Origin of the sequence: Streptomyces sp. NPDC006733 (genome assembly GCF_040636125.1) — a bacterium.
Taxonomy (GTDB): Bacteria; Actinomycetota; Actinomycetes; order Streptomycetales; family Streptomycetaceae; genus Actinacidiphila.
This window is the reverse complement of the sequence record NZ_JBEYJD010000051.1, coordinates 40405-56761: the sequence shown is the minus strand read 5'-3', so window position 1 is coordinate 56761 and position 16357 is coordinate 40405. Positions and strand designations below refer to the sequence as shown.

The window sequence follows — 16357 nt, the reverse complement described above, 5'->3', positions numbered from 1 at the left end:
AGGTCGGAAGGGCCCCCGACCATCGGTCGGGGGCCCTTCGTACGTGCGGGGTGGGACCGTTCAGCCGGCGCTGCCGGAGATGACGGCCTCGGCGTCCAGCGTCGTGCCGACCGCCTGGACGACGGCGGCGATCTTGACCGCCTCCTGGATCGTCTCGCGGGAGACCTCCGCCTTGCGGAGGACGGCCTCGTGCGAGTCCAGGCACTGGCCGCAGCCGTTGACGGCCGAGACGGCCAGCGACCACAGCTCGAAGTCGACCTTCTCCACACCCGGGTTGCCGATGACGTTCATCCGCAGCCCCGCGCGCAGCGTGCCGTACTCCGGGTCCGACAGCAGGTGCCGGGTCCGGTAGAAGACGTTGTTCATCGCCATGATGGCGGCGGCGGACTTCGCGGCGGTGTACGCCTCGGGCGTCAGGTTGGCCTTCGCCTCCGGCTCCAGCTCGCTCAGCACCCGCGGCGAGCGCGACGCGATGGCGACGGCGAGCACCGTGCCCCACAGCTGCTGCTGCGGGAGCTCGGAGTTACCGATGACCGAGCCGAGGTTGAGCTTCAGGTCCTTGGCGTAGTCGGGCAGCGCCGACTTGAGGTTGTCCAGTGACATACCGGATCACTCGCCCGCGAGGAGCGCGACCGGGTCGAGGGTCGTCTCGCCCTTGCTCCAGTTGCACGGGCACAGCTCGTCGGTCTGCAGCGCGTCGAGCACCCGCAGCACCTCCTTGGGGTTGCGCCCCACGGAGCCGGCGGTCACCATCGTGAACTGGATCTCGTTGTTCGGGTCGACGATGAACACGGCACGCTGCGCGAAGCCGTCCTCGCCCTCGACGCCGCAGTCGCGCATGAGCTCGTGCTTGGAGTCCGCGAGCATCGGGAAGGGCAGGTCACGCAGGTCGGCGTGGTCCTTGCGCCAGGCGTGGTGCACGAACTCGGAGTCGCCGGAGACACCCAGGATCTGGGCGTCACGGTCGGCGAACTCGTCGTTCAGCTTGCCGAACGCGGCGATCTCGGTCGGGCAGACGAAGGTGAAGTCCTTCGGCCAGAAGAACACCACGCGCCACTTGCCCTCGTACGACTTGTGGTCGATCTGAGCGAAGGCCTTGTCCGCGTCGAGGTCGACGCAGGCGGTCAGGTCGTAGGTGGGGAACTTGTCACCGACAGTGAGCACACGCTCTCCTTGTTACGTAGGAAATCCCTTTTGGGGTTTTCCAGCAGGTTGGACGTATAACACCCTCCCATGGAGATCATTGATCGCGGAAATAGCTAGACTCGACGGCGTTGATCGGAGTCACCTATCAGTAGCCGGGAGTGGTCATGAGCAAGCAACCCAGCCTGCCGCAGTTGCGGGCCTTCGCCGCCGTGGCCGAACACCTGCACTTTCGTGACGCGGCGGCGTCCATCGGGACCAGCCAGCCGGCGCTCTCCGGGGCGGTGGCCGCGCTGGAGGAGACGCTGGGGGTGCAGTTGGTCGAGCGGACGACGCGCAGGGTGCTGCTGACCGCCGCCGGGGAGCGGATCGCCGCGCGGACACGGAGCGTGCTCGACGCCGTGGGGGAGCTGATGGAGGAGGCGGAGGCGGCGCGGGCGCCGTTCACCGGGGTGCTGCGGCTCGGGGTGATCCCGACCGTCGCGCCGTACCTGCTGCCGACGGTGCTGCGGCTGGTGCACGTGCGCTACCCCGAGCTGGATCTGCAGGTGCACGAGGAGCAGACGTCGTCGCTGCTGGAGGGGCTGACCGGCGGGCGGCTGGACCTGCTGCTGCTCGCGGTGCCGCTCGGGATGCCCGGGGTGACCGAACTGCCGCTGTTCGACGAGGACTTCGCCGTGGTCGCGCCCCAGGGGCACTGGCTGGCCGGGCGGCAGGCCATCCCGCGGGAGGCGCTGCGGGAGATGGACCTGCTGCTGCTCGACGAGGGGCACTGCCTGCGCGACCAGGCGCTCGACATCTGCCGGGAGGCGGGACGGCCGGGCGGGGTGCCGGTGACGACGACCGCGGCCGGGCTCTCCACGCTCGTGCAGCTGGTCGCGGGCGGGCTCGGGGTGACGCTGCTGCCGCGGACCGCGCTGCTGGTGGAGACCGGGCGCAACGACCAGCTGTCGACCGGGTACTTCGAGGACCCGGCGCCGTCGCGGCGGATCGCCCTCGCGATGCGGAGCGGGACCGCCCGCGCGGAGGAGTTCACCGCCTTCGCCGCCGCGCTGCGCGAGGCGCTGCGGCCGCTGCCGGTCCGGGTCCTGGACGCGGACGAAACGGCGGCGGACGGCACGGCCGCGCCCGGTACGGCGCCGGGCGGCACGACGGCGGACGCCGGCCGGGCCTGAGGGAAGCAGGTCCGGCCGGCGGCGCCGGATCGGTGGGTGCGGTGCGGTCCGCGGCCCGGCTACTCGGTCCGCAGCCCGTCCGGGCGCATCATGCGCCACAGCGGCGGCAGGCTGAGCAGGGTGACGAGCAGGACGACGCCCGCCCCGACGCCCGACATCGTCGCGGCGCTCACCCAGTCGACGCGGATCGGCGAGCCGACCATCTTCAGCAGGACGGAGCCGAGCCCCAGACCCCCGACGACGGCCAGCGCCAGGCCGAGGGCGACCGGCAGGGCGGTCTGCAACAGCACCGACAGCCCCAGGGTGGAGCGCCGGGTGCCGAAGGCGATCAGCACCGCGAGCAGCTTCTTGCGCTCGCGCAGCTGCTCCAGCATCGAGACCAGCAGGCTGACGCCGATCAGCAGCAGCGTGGTGACCGCGCCGATGAGCAGGCCGCGCTTGATGCTCGTGTACTTGTGCGCCGTGCGGGTGCTCTCCAGCGTGTAGACGCTCGCGCCCGAGCCCAGCTTCGCCGTGGTGTTGCGGACGTGTTCCTCCGCGTCCGGCCGCTGCGCGTCGAGCTTGACCAGCACCGTGGCGCGCGGGTCCCGCATCCGCGCCACGTCCAGGGCGGCGGGCGTGGCGAGGATGCCCCACTGCAGGTCGCCGTTGGGGCTCGGGCGGGACTTCACCGTGCGGGTGTCCGCGGGGACGGACCAGGGCCGGGACGGCCCCGTCAGCACGCCGCCGTCCGGGGCGTTGAGGTCCAGCTGCCCGCCGGCCCCGGTGACGTCCGGCGGGGTCGTGTACGACGCGTCCGGCAGGACCCGGAAGACGCTCCCGTCGCGGCAGTCGCCGACGGCGGCGATCTCGGCGAGCGCGGCGCAGTCGCCGACGAACACCGGGAACTCCAGGATCTCGCTCACCGCGTCGGGGCTGCCGGAGGCCTTCGCCTTCGCCGCCGCGCCGCCGGGAATGGCGGACGCCTGGACGAGGCCGAGCGACGAGCGCACCCCCGGGGTGGTGCGGTACGCGTCGAAGGTCGTGGTCGCCTGCGAGCCGCTCGTGACGTCGAAGGCCGCCTGCATCTGGGCCCGGTTAGGGTCCCTGCCGGTATTGGTGGTGAAGTCGTTCTCGATGCCGCCGAAGAGCATCTGCAGGGCGATGGCGCCGGCCACCGCGACGGTGATCCCCTGCACCATCCGCGCGGAGGCGCCGCTGTTGAGCTGCAGGCGGCGGGTGGCGAGCTGCCACGGGACGCGGCCGCCGCCGAAGCGGTTGACGATCATCTCGATGAGCCAGGGCAGGACGGCGGTGACGCCGACGAGCAGCAGGATCGCGCCGGCCGAGACCTGGTACGCGTTGAGGTCCGCGTCGCCCTGGACGCCGCCGAACAGCGGTGCCAGCAGGGCCAGTCCGAGGACGGGCATGAGCAGCCGCCACCACAGCCGGCGCTTGCGCAGTGCCGCGTTCCGGACGACGCCCAGCGGCTCGATGGCGATGCCGCGCAGCGCGAGGACGGTGACGGCGACGGCCGCCGCCGGGACGCCGAGCACGATCAGCAGGGCGAGGCCGGCGCTGGGCCGCACGTCCGAGGAGAAGACGCTCATGTTGTAGAGCTCGATCTGCCCGGTGAAGTGCCGCCCGAGCAGGAAGAACCCGAGCCCGAACACCAGCCCGACCAGGGCGCCGACGAGCGCCTCGCCGGCGGCGATCCGCCGGGTCATCCGGTTGTCGGCGCCGACCAGGCGCAGGGCGGCGAGCCGCCGGTCGCGGCGTTCGCCGCCGAAGCGGACGGCGGTGGCGATGAGGATGGCCACCGGCATCAGCAGCACGACGAGGCCGATGATGACGAGCAGGGTCAGGATGGGCCCCAGCCCCTCGGAGTCGTGCTGCTGGCCGCCGATCCGGTCCACGCGGGTGGCGTGGCCGCGGGCGTCGGTGAGGGTGTCGCTGCCCGCGTAGTAGACGAGTTCGGTCGGGCCGAGCAGCCCGGCCTTGGCGATGGTGCCGGTGACGCGGTAGGGCAGCCGCTCCTTGAGCAGCTTGCCGTCGGGGGAGTCCAGCACCTTGGCGAGGGCGGGGGAGACCACCATCTCGCCGGGAGCCGGGATCCTCGCGAGGCCCGGCGGCACCGGGGCCTTGTCCCCGTCGGGGCGCAGGACCCGGCCGTAGATGTCCTTGCCGTGGTACACGGTGTCGGCGGAGTCGATCAGCAGCGTCGCGGCGCTCGGCCGCAGCTTCTCGCCGAAGTACATGTCGTCGCGGTCATGGCTGCGGTGCGAGCGGGCGTCCATCATCGCCGGGACGGCGGAGGCCAGCAGCAGCACCGCCACCCCGAGGCCGACGCCGACGGCGGTCAGCAGGCCGCGGATCCAGCCCTCCCGGCCGCCGGCGAGCGTGAAGCGCGCGCCGAGGGCGAGGTCACGGGCCCAGGTGCGGACGTCGGTGCGGGCGGCGGCGGGTGCGGTGGTGCGCGCGGTGGTGTCGGAAGGCGTGCTCACGCGACCCGCTCCATGTCGCGGGACTTGCCGTCCCGCACGACGATCTCGCGGTCGGAGTACGCGGCGACCCGCGCCTCGTGGGTGACCAGGACGACGGCCGCGCCGGTGTCACGGGCGGCGTCGGTCAGCAGCCGCATGACGCGCTCGCCGTTGAGGGAGTCCAGGGCACCGGTCGGTTCGTCCGCGAAGACCACCCGGGGTCCGCCGACGAGCGCGCGGGCCACGGCGACGCGCTGGCCCTGGCCGCCGGAGACCTCGCCGGGGCGCTTGTGGCCGAGGTCGTCGACCTCCAGCCGGTGCAGCCACTCGGTGGCCAGCCGCTCGGCCTCCTTGCGGCGGGTGCCGTTCAGCCGCAGCGGGAGCGCGACGTTCTCGACGCAGGTCAGCTCGGGGACGAGCTGGCCGAACTGGAAGACGAACCCGAAGTCGCCGCGGCGCAGCGCGCTGCGCTGGGCGTCGGTCATCGCGGACAGTTCGTCGCCCCGGTACAGGACCTTGCCGGAGTCGGGCCGCACGATGCCGGCGAGGCAGTGCAGCAGCGTCGACTTGCCGGAGCCGGAGGGGCCCATCACGGCCACGACCTCGCCGGAGCGGATGGTGAAGTCGGCGCCGTCCAGGGCGGGGGTCGGGCCGTAGGTCTTGCGCAGCGCGTCGGCGGTCAGCAGCGCCGCGCCGGCCTGGGGGGTCGAGCTGGTCACGGGCGGACCTCCGTCGCGAGCTGGTCGAGCCGGGCGGCGGTCAGTTCCAGCCACCGCAGATCCGCTTCGAGGTGGAACAGGGCGTGGTCGCAGATGAGCTGGTCGGCGAGGTCGCCGCCGGACTTGCGGCGGGTCAGCTCGCGCATGAGGCGCAGGTGCTCGGCCCGCTGGGTGTCCAGCAGGTCGACGGCGCTGCGACCGGTCAGCAGCGCCAGGACGACCTTCGTGTAGAGGGTCGTCTGCAGGTACGGCTCGGGCTTCTCGGGCTGGGCGAGCCACGTCTCGACGTCGGTCAGCCCGGCGTCGGTGATCGCGTAGCGCTTGCGCTCGGGGCCGGCGCCGGGCTCTATGCCCTCGACCTCCACGAGCCCGTTCTTCAGCAGCCGGGCCATCGTCGAATAGACCTGCCCGTAGTGCAGCGGGCGGTCGTGTCCGAAGCGTTCGTCGAAGGCGCGCTTGAGGTCGTAACCATGGCGTGGGCCGGACTCAAGAAGCCCGAGCAGGGTGTGGCCGATTGACATGCGAGCACTCTACATGACGTGTATACGTGGTGTGTATAGACGTAGTGTGTAGTGCAATATCGCAGGTCAGAGAGGTGGCTCAGGTCTCCTTCGGATTCTCCCCCGGGTCTTCCGCCGGCTTCGGCGGCCGGGGCGGCCGGCCCCTGCGGGCGATCGGCTGGGCTGCGCCGGGCAGGCGCCCGGCCTCGGCGAGGGCCCGGCGCAGCAGGAACTCGATCTGCGCGTTGGTGCTGCGGAGCTCGGTCGCCGCCCACGTCGCCAGGGCGTCGTGGACGGCGGGGTCGAGCCTCAGCAGCACCTGCTTGCGGGCGCTGCGGGGAGCGGGTTCCGTCACTGGTAGAGGGTTCCGGTGTTGAGTACGGGCTGGGCGGCGCGGTCGCCGCACAGGACGACGAGCAGGTTGCTGACCATGGCGGCCTTGCGCTCCTCGTCGAGCTCCACGATGCCCTGCTCGGAGATCCGGGTCAGCGCGGACTCGACCATGCCGACCGCCCCCTCGACGATGGTCTGGCGGGCGGCCACGATCGCCCCGGCCTGCTGGCGCTGGAGCATCGCGGAGGCGATCTCGGGGGCGTAGGCGAGGTGGGTGAAGCGGGACTCGATGATCTTCACACCGGCCGCTCCGACCCGGGCGGCGATCTCGACGGAGAGCTTCTCGGTGATCTCCTCGGCGTTGCCGCGCAGCGACAGGCCCTCCAGGTCGTGCGCGTCGTACGGGTAGTTCGTGGCGATGTGCCGGACGGCGGTGTCGGTCTGGATGGCGATGAACTCCACGAAGTCGTCGACCTCGAAGACCGCCTGCGCCGAGTCCCTGACCTGCCAGACGACGACGGCGGCCAGCTCGATCGGGTTGCCGTACGAGTCGTTGACCTTCAGGACCGCGGTCTCGTGGTTGCGGATCCGGGTGGAGATCTTGCGGCGGCTGGTGAACGGGTTCACCCAGCGCAGCCCGTCCTGCCGGATGGTGCCCTGGTAGCGGCCGAAGAGCTGGCAGACGCGGGCCTCGCCGGGAGCGACCTGGGTGAGGCCGAACATGGTGATGAAGGCGGCGAGCGCGATCACCACCCCGGCGGCGATCAGGCCGCCCGCCAGGGCGCCGCCGCTGTCCTTCGCCTCGGCGATGCCGCCGATGAAGAGCGCGATGCCGCCGAACAGGACGGGGACGGCGATCAGCAGGAAGGGCAGCCCCGGCATGCCGGCGGCCACCCGCTCGGTGACCTTCGGGGCGGGCATTTCGGGGATCTCGGGCTGGAGGTCGTCGGTGCGGTGCTCGGACATGGGTACCCCGTTCACGATGCGCGCCGTGCTCGTTCGCTCGGCTAGCATAGTGATAGCACATTAGCCGGAGCCCAGGCCATGAGGTGGCACCAGGACATCGGGACGGGGACGCGATGCAGCCCCGGGGCACGGAGGGGGGTGACCACGTGCGCCGGGGCTGCGTCCTCGGAGCCGGAGGGGCTCGTCGCCGACCGCGCCGACCGGGCGCGGGGTGGCTCCGACCACCCTCGCACCGATGCGCCCGCTCGGCACGCCGGCCACGGCATGCTGCTGACGGGCGCGCGGGGCGGCGCCGGCGGGCGCGCCTCGGCCGGGCGCGCCCGTGCCCGCGGAGCCGACTCCGGTGGCTACGGAACCGACGGAACGGCCAGCTCGAACCAGACGACCTTGCCCGCGCTCAGCCGCGTGGCGCCCCATCGCTGGGCCATCCGGCTGACGAGGTACAGGCCGCGGCCGCCCTCGTCCTGCGGCTGGGCGTGCCGCATCTGCGGCAGCAGCGGCGCGTCGTCGCCGACCTCGCAGCGCAGCACGTCGGTACGGAGCAGCCGCAGCGTGATGGGCCGCTCCGCGTACCGGACGGCGTTGGTGACGATCTCGCTCACCAGCAGCTCGGTCGGCTCGATCAGGTGCTCCAGGTCCCAGCGGCGCAGCGCCTGGCGGGCGAGCCGCCGGGCCCGCCCCGCGGTCTGCGGCTGCGGCTCCAGGTACCAGTACGCGACATCGCTCGGCGAGATCCCGTCGAAGCGGGCGGCGAGCAGCGCGATGTCGTCGTCCCGGTCGCCGGGGCCGAGGATCTCCAGGATCTCGTCGCAGAGCGGCTCCAGCGGCGGCGGCGACAGCACGGTCGCGGCGTCGTGCAGCCGCTCGCGCAGCAGCTCGATGCCGCCCCATACGTCCCGCGTCCGCGACTCGACGAGGCCGTCGGTGTACAGCACGAGCGTCGCCCCGGCGGGCGCCGGCAGCTCGACGGCCTCGAACGGCACCCCGCCGACGCCGATCGGCGCGCCCGGCGGTACCCGCAGTACCTCGGCCAGGCCGTTGGCGTGCAGCAGGATGGGCGGCGGATGTCCCGCGTTGGCGACGACCAAGCGGTGGGCGATCGGGTCGTAGACCGCGTACACGCAGGTGGCCATGCGGTCGCTGCCGAGCCGCTGGGCCTGCTCGTCCAGGTGGTAGAGCACCTCCTGCGGCGCCAGGTCGAGCCCCGCGAGGGTCTGCACGGTGGTGCGCAGCTGGCCCATGATCGCCGCCGAGGTCATGGAGTGGCCCATGACGTCGCCGACGACGAGCGCGACCCGGCTGCCGGGCAGCGGGATCGCGTCGTACCAGTCGCCGCCGACCCGGGCCGACTCGGCGGCCGGCAGGTACCGGCTGGCGAGCCGGACCCCGGTGGGCTGCGGCAGGGAGTCGGGCAGCATCTCGCGCTGCAGGGCGTCCGCGATGTACGCCTCGCGCCCGTAGAGCACCGCCTTGTCGACGCCCAGCGCCGTGTGGGTGGCGAGCTGGGCGGCGACCAGCAGGTCGTCGGATTCGAACGGCGGGCGGTCGGGGCGGCGCAGCAGCACGGCGGCGCCGATGACCCGGCGCCGGCCGCGCAGCGGGGCGAGTATCGCGCGGCGTCCGGTCGGCAGGACGGGGGAGTGCGGCGACCCGTCGTTCCGGTCGGACCTGGCGGTACCCGGCTCGGGGTGTAATCCGGGCCGTTCACCGAGCCGGGACGCGCCGGCGGAGGCCGAGGGGCCCTCGCCGAAGCGCAGCAGTTCCTCCAGCGCGGCGGCGGACTGCGGGTGCTCGGCGAAGACCGGGCGCACCCCGCGCAGCACCTCCGCGAGCGGCCCGTCCAGCCGGACGAGGGTGCTCTCGGCGGCGCCGCCGTAGGCGGCCGGCTCGGCCGGCACCGGGGGCAGCACGGTGCCGACGTAGGACTGCCCGCTGGGCTCGTCCAGGCCGCCGTCGGCACGCCGCAGGCGCAGCACGAGCGGACCCGAGGGCCGTTCGTCGCCGACCGGCAGCGGGTCGCGGAGGTAGACCAGGATCGCGTCGGCGAACGCGGGGACCGCGGAGCGGCACAGGCCCAGCAGGATCTCGTCGAGGTCCAGGCCGCGGGCGATCCGCCGGGTGGCCGCCCCGACGTAGCGCAGCCGCTCGGCCTCGGCGCCCGGGGTCCCCGGGCGGCCGGCCGGGGTGCCGCCGGGCGGGGTGGGCGACGCGGGCCCCGCGGGCGTCACCGGGGTCGGCTCGGCCGGCTCCTCGTGCCGGGGATGGCCCGCCGGCTCCATGGCGGCGCCCCCGGGCCCCGTGGTGCCGCGGGGCGGGGTGCTGGCGAACGACGCGTCGGCCGGCTGGTCGCGCCGGGCCGCGGCCGCGGCCCCGGCCGCCTTCCGGTCGCGCGCGGAACGGTTGTCGAGCGGCGCTTGGGCGGGCTGGGCAGGCTGGTCCCCCTGATCGGAGCCCGGGGGCAGGCGGAAACCGCCGCGCGGGTCCGGCAGCGGTGCCGGCAGGGCGGCGTCCGGTCCCGGTTGCCGCGCCGGGGGCGGGGGCGTGCGATCCGTGGTCACGCGAGTCGTTCCATCCGGTTGATGCGCCACGCGCTGGCCGCGGCGGGGGATTGGGCCGTGTCAGGCGCGTCGTCGGCAGTAGAGGAAGAGCTGCTCCTCCGGCGGCACGTCCGTGCTCGCCGGTGCATAGGCGTACGAGTCCTCCTCGATCACCGCGAAGCCCGCGTCCGCCACCACCTGGTGCAAATCATCCCGTAGATAACCGGATACCCGGATGGTGTTACCAAGGAACGGGATGGCGAAATCGTCCACATCCGCTTCGACCATCGACAGGACGAAGAGGCCTTCCGGCTCCAGCAGATCATGAATGGCGCGCAGCGTGTGGGGAATCTCGGCGCGCGGCAGCATCAGCAGCGAGAAGAAGGCCGTGACCGCGTCGAACCGGCCCAGGTCGAGTGGGCCACCGGGGTGGACGTCGGCGATGTCCCCCTGGTGGAACTCGGCCTCCGGGACGTACTGCGCGGCCAGCGCGAGCATCCCGGCGGAGAGGTCGACGCCGACGACCCGATGCCCCGCCTCGGCGAGCTGCCGGATGCTGGGCAGGCCGGTGCCGCAGCCCAGGTCGAGCACCCGCGATCCGGTGGGCAGCTTCTCGGCGAGCCACTTGCCCGCGATGACCTGGCCGTCCTTGTGGGGAAACGCCTCGTCGTACCGGTCGCCGATCGCGTCGAACGCTTCGGCCTGGCCGTCGCGGTCCCGCTCTGTGTCCTCGTAGCCGCCGGTTCCCACTGCCTCGGTCCTCCTTGGTGCGCGTGGCTGATGACTTGGCGTCAGGCTCTGGGTGCAGGTTCGGAATTGCTCAATGTTGCGGAGCCCGATCCTACGTTTGACGACCCGGGGCGCATCAAGGGGCTCACGAGGTCACTTTGCCGGACGGTTCCAGTCGTCCGGGAGTGACGGTACCGGCCAGCCGGGATCCGGGCGCCAGTCCTCCCAGCCGTCCCGGTAGGGCCGGCCCCAGGCCCGGATGACCTCGGCCGCGGCCAGTCCGGCCGACCGTACCCGCTCGGCACGTTCGGTGGGCATAAGGCCCGCGAGCTGCGCCTGGGCGAACTCGTCCTCGTCCAGCCAGTGCCAGCTGCGGTCCGGGCGGACCGCGATGTCCAGGAAGTGGTCCTCGGAGTCCACACCCCCGGACCACCGCCTGCGCGGCTCTTCCAGGTTCACGTACCAGTTCTTGAAATGCCAGTGTTTGTCCCAGAAGAGCCAGACCGACCACGGGTCGCCGGGGTGTGCGAGTTTCAGCACACCCGTGCCCCACCACTGATCGACGCGCGTAGTGCGCGGTTTCAGATAGCGGGTCGCGAGCGGCTCGCGGTGGATGGGCGAGCCGTCGGCGAGCACCGGTTTCACGCAGGACGTGCCGGGGGCCATCCAGACCGCGAGCAGCTCGGCGTCGTCGCGCACGACGGTCACCGGGCGGCAGATGTGCAGCTCGTCGGTGCCGTTGCCCCGATAACGCCACAACACTTGCTCACCCGGCGACCAGTAGCCGCTGGTACTCGGCCCGTTTCCGTCAAGAAGAGTGTCGGCTGTCATGAACAGATCTTACGGATCAGCCCTTAAGGATGGGTCATGCGCAGCACATCCAGTGCCGCGTCCAACTGCTCCTCGGTCAGTTTTCCCTGCTCGACGTAGCCCAGTTCGATCACCACGTCCCGGATCCGCTTCCGCTCCGCGACGGCCTTCTTGGCGACCTTGGCCGCCTCCTCGTAGCCGAGGTACTTGTTGAGCGGCGTGACCACCGACGGCGAGGACTCCGCGTACTCGCGGGCCCGCTCCACGTTGGCGGTGATGCCGTCGACCGTGCGGTCGGCGAGCAGCCGGGAGACGTTGGCGAGCAGCCGGACGGACTCCAGCACGTTCCGCGCGATGACCGGCAGCATCACGTTGAGCTCGAAGTTCCCGGCGGCGCCGGCCATCGTGATCGTCAGGTCGTTCCCGGCGACCTGGGCCGCGACCATCAGCACGGCCTCCGGGATCACCGGGTTGACCTTGCCCGGCATGATCGACGAGCCCGGCTGGAGGTCGGGCAGGTTGATCTCGGCCAGTCCGGTCCGCGGGCCCGACGCCATCCAGCGCAGATCGTTGGAGATCTTGGTCAGCCCGACCGCGACCGTCTTGAGCTGCCCGGACACCTCGACGATGCCGTCCCGGGCGCCCTGCGCCTCGAAGTGGTCGCGCGCCTCGGTCAGCGGCAGCCCGGTGGTCCGCGCCACCTCGGCGATCACCGCGGCGGAGAACCCGGGCGGGGTGTTGATGCCGGTGCCGACCGCGGTGCCGCCGAGCGGCAGCTCCGCCAGCCGGGGCAGCGCGCCCCGCAGCCGCTCGACGCCGTACCGGACCTGGGCCGCGTAGCCGCCGAACTCCTGGCCCAGCGTCACGGGCGTGGCGTCCATCAGGTGCGTGCGACCGGACTTCACGACGTCCGCGAACTCGGCCGCCTTGCGCTCCAGGGACTCCGCCAGGTGCTCCAGGGCGGGGACGAGGTCGCGGGTGACGGCGGCGGTGGCCGCGATGTGGATGGACGAGGGGAACACGTCGTTGGACGACTGCGACGCGTTGACGTGGTCGTTCGGGTGCACGTCGCGGCCCAGCCGCTCGGTGGCCAGGGTCGCGATGACCTCGTTGGCGTTCATGTTCGAGGACGTGCCGGAGCCGGTCTGGAAGACGTCGACGGGGAACTGGTCGTCCCAGCGGCCCTCCACCACCTCGGCCGCGGCCTCCTGGACCGCGTCGGCGATGTCCTTGTCCAGGACGCCGAGGCCGGCGTTCACCTTGGCTGCGGCCGCCTTGATCCGGGCCAGCGCCTCGATGTGCGCGCGCTCGATCGGCCGGCCGGAGATCGGGAAGTTCTCCACCGCCCGCTGGGTCTGGGCCCGCCATTTCGCGTCCGCCGGCACCCGTACCTCGCCCATCGAATCGTGTTCGATCCGGAAGGGCCGGTCGTTGGACTCCTCGGACATGGCTGGATTCCTTTCCTCGGCAACGCCTCGTCAACATTCCCATGGTCGTACTACTTCCAAGTAATACCCATCAGTAGGACAGTGCCGTAGCCCGTTTCATTCCTGTGGGAGGAGCGACGTATGCGCATGTCGAAGAAGAGACGATGTCGTGCGGCCGGGACTGTGCTGGCCGTGCTCGCGACCGTGCTCGCGGGCGGTGCCGGGCTGACCACCACCGCGTCCGCCGCCCCGCAGAGCGCCGTCAAGCCGCTCCCCGCCGACCTGGAGCAGATCCGCGCCGCCGAGGCCACGGCCCTGTACGGGGACCCGGCGATCCGGCCGGTGGCCGACCGGAGGACCGGGCTGATCTCGCTCGGGGACAGCGAGATCTCCGGCGAGGGCGTCGGCACCTACGAGTCCGGCACCGACGGTCCCGCGAACTGGTGCCACCGCTCCCCGGACGCCGCGATCCACCGCACGGGCATCCCGGCGGACGAGACGTACAACGTCGCCTGCTCCGGCGCCTACACCGGCAACATCAGGATCGGCGGGAGCAAGCAGTACGCGGACGAGCTGGTGCAGAGCGACAGCCTCGCCATCAAGGCCCGCAACACGAAGATCAAGATGGTGGTGCTGGTCGCGGGCGCCAACGACGACCTGCAGTTCGGACCGGTCATCACCGACTGCGTGGAGCGCTGGTTCCTGCTGCAGGGCAGCTGCGACTCCAAGTACGCCCCCGGCTGGCAGGCCCGCGTCGACGCGCTGGTGCCCAAGGTGGAGTCCACCGTGCGGGACCTGCGGACGGTCATGCGCGACGCCGGCTACGCGGACGCCGACTACCGCCTCGTGGTGATGGGCTACCCCAGCCCGATGAGCCCCGACATCTACGACAACCCGAGCTTCCCCGGCAAGATCCCGGGCGGCTGCACCGGATACGACGCGGACCTCGCCTGGGGCCGCAACTCCGCCGTGCCCGCCTTCGAACGTGGCATGCGCCAGGCCGCGGCGGACACCGGGGCGACCTACCTCGACAACTCGCGGCTCTTCCACGGGCACGAGGCGTGCACGGACAACACGTGGGCGCGCGGCCTGGTCGTCAACGTCAGCAACCCGTTCCCGCCCGACGCCAACTCGGTGCGCCAGTCCTTCCACCCCAACGCCCGCGGCCACGCCGCCTTCGCGTCGTGCCTGACCCAGCTCTACAACTCCGGCTACCAGGAGGCGGGCTGCGCCGACCCGGCGAGCACCGGCACCCCGGTGCTGCGCCAGGGCGCCTGGGACGACGTGTTCAAGCCGCTCACCAACGCGGCCACCGGCCAGTGCGTGGACGCCGACGGCGGCTCGACACGCAACGGCACCGCGCTGCTCGGCTGGAGCTGCCACGGCGGGCGCAACCAGTCCTTCGGCTACGACCCGCAGTACCAGTCGCTGCACATCGCGCTCACCCAGGACCGGTGCCTGGACGTGCCCGGTTCGAAGTACAGCGCGGGCACCGGCCTCATCCTGTGGGACTGCCACGGCGGCACCAACCAGCGGTTCGCCCTGAGCGGGGGCACGATCCGCCCGGTGGCGGCCTCCGGCCTGTGCGTGGCGCAGGGCGCCGCGAGCGCGCCGCTGCGCCTGGCGGCCTGCGACGGCTCCGCGAGCCAGCGCTTCACGTAGCCGCTCGCCGGCAGCAGGACCGGGAGCACGACCGGAAGCAGGAAGGGCCCGCCGATGGAGCGGCGGGGCCCTTCCGCGGTGTTGTGGGGCGTCAGCCCCGGCGGCCGATCGACAGCACCGGGCCCGACGGGTCGGTGAAGAAGTCGTTGCCCTTGTCGTCGACGACGATGAACGCGGGGAAGTCCTCCACCTCGATCTTCCAGACCGCCTCCATGCCCAGCTCCGCGTACTCCAGGACGTCGACCTTCTTGATGCAGTCCTGCGCGAGCCGGGCGGCCGGGCCGCCGATCGAGCCGAGGTAGAAGCCGCCGTGCGCCTTGCAGGCGTCGGTCACCTGCTTCGAGCGGTTGCCCTTGGCGAGCATGACGAACGAGCCGCCGGCCGCCTGGAACTGCTCGACGTACGCGTCCATCCGGCCCGCCGTGGTGGGACCGAACGAGCCCGAGGCGAAGCCCTCGGGGGTCTTGGCGGGGCCGGCGTAGTAGACGGGGTGGTCGTGCAGGTACTGCGGCATGGACTCGCCCGCGTCCAGCCGCTCCTTGATCTTGGCGTGCGCGATGTCGCGGGCCACCACGAGCGTGCCGGACAGCGACAGCCGGGTCTTGACCGGGTACCGGGACAGCTCGGCGCGGATGTCCGCCATCGGCTGGTTGAGGTCGACGCGCACGACGTCGTCCTCCAGGTGCTCGTCCGTGGTCTCCGGCAGGAAGCGCGCCGGGTCGGTCTCCAGCTGCTCCAGGAAGACGCCCTCGGCGGTGATCTTCGCGACGGCCTGCCGGTCGGCGGAGCAGGAGACCGCGATGGCGACCGGCAGCGAGGCGCCGTGCCGGGGCAGCCGCACCACGCGCACGTCGTGGCAGAAGTACTTGCCGCCGAACTGCGCGCCGATGCCGATCTTCTGCGTCAGCTCGAAGACCTTCTCCTCCAGGCCCTGGTCGCGGAAGCCGTGGCCGTCCGGCGAACCCTCGCCTGGCAGCTCGTCCAGGTAGTGCGCCGAGGCGTACTTCGCGGTCTTGAGCGCGAACTCCGCGCTGGTGCCGCCGACCACGATCGCCAGGTGGTACGGCGGGCAGGCCGCCGTACCCAGGGCGCGGATCTTCTCCTCCAGGAACTTCATCATGGAGGCCTCGTTGAGGACCGCCTTCGTCTCCTGGTAGAGGAACGACTTGTTGGCGCTGCCGCCGCCCTTGGCCATGAAGAGGAACTTGTACGCGCCGCCGTCGGTCGCGTACAGCTCGATCTGGGCCGGGAGGTTCGAGCCGGTGTTCTTCTCGTCCCACATGGTCAGCGGGGCCATCTGCGAGTACCGCAGGTTGAGCTTGGTGTAGGCGTCGTAGATGCCGTGCGACAGCGCCGCCTCGTCACCACCGGACGTCAGCACGTTCTGGCCGCGCTTGCCCATGACGATGGCGGTGCCGGTGTCCTGGCACATCGGCAGCACGCCGGCCGCCGCGATGTTCGCGTTCTTCAGCAGGTCCAGCGCGACGAAGCGGTCGTTCGGCGACGCCTCGGGGTCGTCGAGGATCCGCCGCAGCTGGGCGAGGTGGGCCGGCCGCAGGTAGTGCGAGATGTCGTGCATCGCCTCGGCGGCGAGCGTGCGCAGCGCCTCCGGCTCGACCTTGAGGAAGGTCCGCCCGTCCGCCTCGAAGGTGCTCACGCCCTCGGAGGTGATCAGCCGGTACGGCGTCGTGTCCTCACCGAGGGGGAGAAGATCCGTATAGGAGAACTCGGGCATGGGGGTTCCTCACTCGGCTGCGTCGACGACGGGTCCCAGCGTAGAGCCCGTCCGGCACCCGTTCGCTGTGAGGTGCGGCTCACCGGTTCGGGGACAGGCCCTAGTCGCGATCTATCGCGTTTGTGTACGGTAGGCGGGTGGATGAATCGCAGCTCCAGA

Annotated in this window: 14 protein-coding genes; 2 read left to right on the top strand and 12 right to left on the bottom strand. The window is 72.0% G+C overall.

Annotated elements, in window-relative coordinates:
* Positions 1 to 60: 60 nt before the first annotated feature.
* Positions 61 to 603 carry an alkyl hydroperoxide reductase gene (locus tag ABZ721_RS33775; RefSeq protein WP_358792604.1) on the bottom strand — a complete coding sequence of 181 codons (543 nt, stop codon included), beginning with the start codon at positions 601 to 603 and terminating at the stop codon, positions 61 to 63.
* Positions 604 to 609: 6 nt separating this feature from the next.
* Positions 610 to 1164 (bottom strand): peroxiredoxin, encoded by a 555-nt coding sequence (locus ABZ721_RS33770; RefSeq protein ID WP_138352116.1) that lies wholly within the window; start codon positions 1162 to 1164, stop codon positions 610 to 612.
* Positions 1165 to 1310: 146 nt separating this feature from the next.
* Between ABZ721_RS33770 and ABZ721_RS33765 the strand changes: the two genes are divergently transcribed.
* Positions 1311 to 2318, top strand: a complete 1008-nt coding sequence (locus ABZ721_RS33765; RefSeq protein ID WP_358792603.1) for a hydrogen peroxide-inducible genes activator — start codon at positions 1311 to 1313, stop codon at positions 2316 to 2318.
* A 59-nt stretch (positions 2319 to 2377) separates the two neighbouring features.
* On the opposite strand, the gene ABZ721_RS33760 is transcribed toward ABZ721_RS33765, so the two are convergent.
* The 9 genes from ABZ721_RS33760 to ABZ721_RS33720 form a co-directional block, all read right to left on the bottom strand.
* Positions 2378 to 4801, bottom strand: coding sequence for an FtsX-like permease family protein (locus ABZ721_RS33760; RefSeq protein ID WP_358792602.1), 2424 nt, complete (start codon positions 4799 to 4801; stop codon positions 2378 to 2380).
* Positions 4798 to 5499: an ABC transporter ATP-binding protein gene (locus ABZ721_RS33755; protein WP_358792601.1), complete on the bottom strand. Its 702-nt coding sequence runs from the start codon at positions 5497 to 5499 to the stop codon at positions 4798 to 4800. The genes ABZ721_RS33760 and ABZ721_RS33755 overlap by 4 nt, the downstream gene beginning before the upstream one ends.
* Positions 5496 to 6020: a PadR family transcriptional regulator gene (locus ABZ721_RS33750; RefSeq protein WP_358792600.1), complete on the bottom strand. Its 525-nt coding sequence runs from the start codon at positions 6018 to 6020 to the stop codon at positions 5496 to 5498. The genes ABZ721_RS33755 and ABZ721_RS33750 overlap by 4 nt, the downstream gene beginning before the upstream one ends.
* A 79-nt stretch (positions 6021 to 6099) precedes the next feature.
* Positions 6100 to 6354, bottom strand: coding sequence for a hypothetical protein (locus tag ABZ721_RS33745; RefSeq protein WP_358792599.1), 255 nt, complete (start codon positions 6352 to 6354; stop codon positions 6100 to 6102).
* A complete protein-coding gene (locus tag ABZ721_RS33740) occupies positions 6351 to 7298 on the bottom strand; it encodes an SPFH domain-containing protein (RefSeq protein ID WP_358792598.1) in 948 nt (315 codons plus the stop codon). The genes ABZ721_RS33745 and ABZ721_RS33740 overlap by 4 nt, the downstream gene beginning before the upstream one ends.
* A gap of 347 nt (positions 7299 to 7645) precedes the next feature.
* On the bottom strand, positions 7646 to 9577 hold the full coding sequence (locus ABZ721_RS33735; protein ID WP_358792607.1) for a SpoIIE family protein phosphatase: 1932 nt from the start codon (positions 9575 to 9577) through the stop codon (positions 7646 to 7648).
* Between the two features lie 339 nt (positions 9578 to 9916).
* Entirely contained in the window at positions 9917 to 10585 is a 669-nt protein-coding gene (locus ABZ721_RS33730; RefSeq protein ID WP_358792597.1) for a class I SAM-dependent methyltransferase, read from the bottom strand.
* Positions 10586 to 10717: 132 nt separating this feature from the next.
* Positions 10718 to 11395, bottom strand: coding sequence for a DUF402 domain-containing protein (locus ABZ721_RS33725; protein ID WP_358792596.1), 678 nt, complete (start codon positions 11393 to 11395; stop codon positions 10718 to 10720).
* Between the two features lie 23 nt (positions 11396 to 11418).
* Positions 11419 to 12822 (bottom strand): class II fumarate hydratase, encoded by a 1404-nt coding sequence (locus ABZ721_RS33720; RefSeq protein WP_358792595.1) that lies wholly within the window; start codon positions 12820 to 12822, stop codon positions 11419 to 11421.
* Positions 12823 to 12942: 120 nt separating this feature from the next.
* On the opposite strand from ABZ721_RS33720, the gene ABZ721_RS33715 reads away from it, so the two are divergent.
* The gene (locus tag ABZ721_RS33715; RefSeq protein WP_358792594.1) at positions 12943 to 14463 is read left to right on the top strand and encodes a ricin-type beta-trefoil lectin domain protein; all 1521 of its coding nucleotides are present in this window, start codon (positions 12943 to 12945) and stop codon (positions 14461 to 14463) included.
* 91 nt (positions 14464 to 14554) lie between these two features.
* Here ABZ721_RS33715 and ABZ721_RS33710 read toward each other — a convergent pair whose 3' ends face one another.
* Positions 14555 to 16198 carry a fumarate hydratase gene (locus ABZ721_RS33710; RefSeq protein WP_358792593.1) on the bottom strand — a complete coding sequence of 548 codons (1644 nt, stop codon included), beginning with the start codon at positions 16196 to 16198 and terminating at the stop codon, positions 14555 to 14557.
* Positions 16199 to 16357 lie beyond the last annotated feature (159 nt).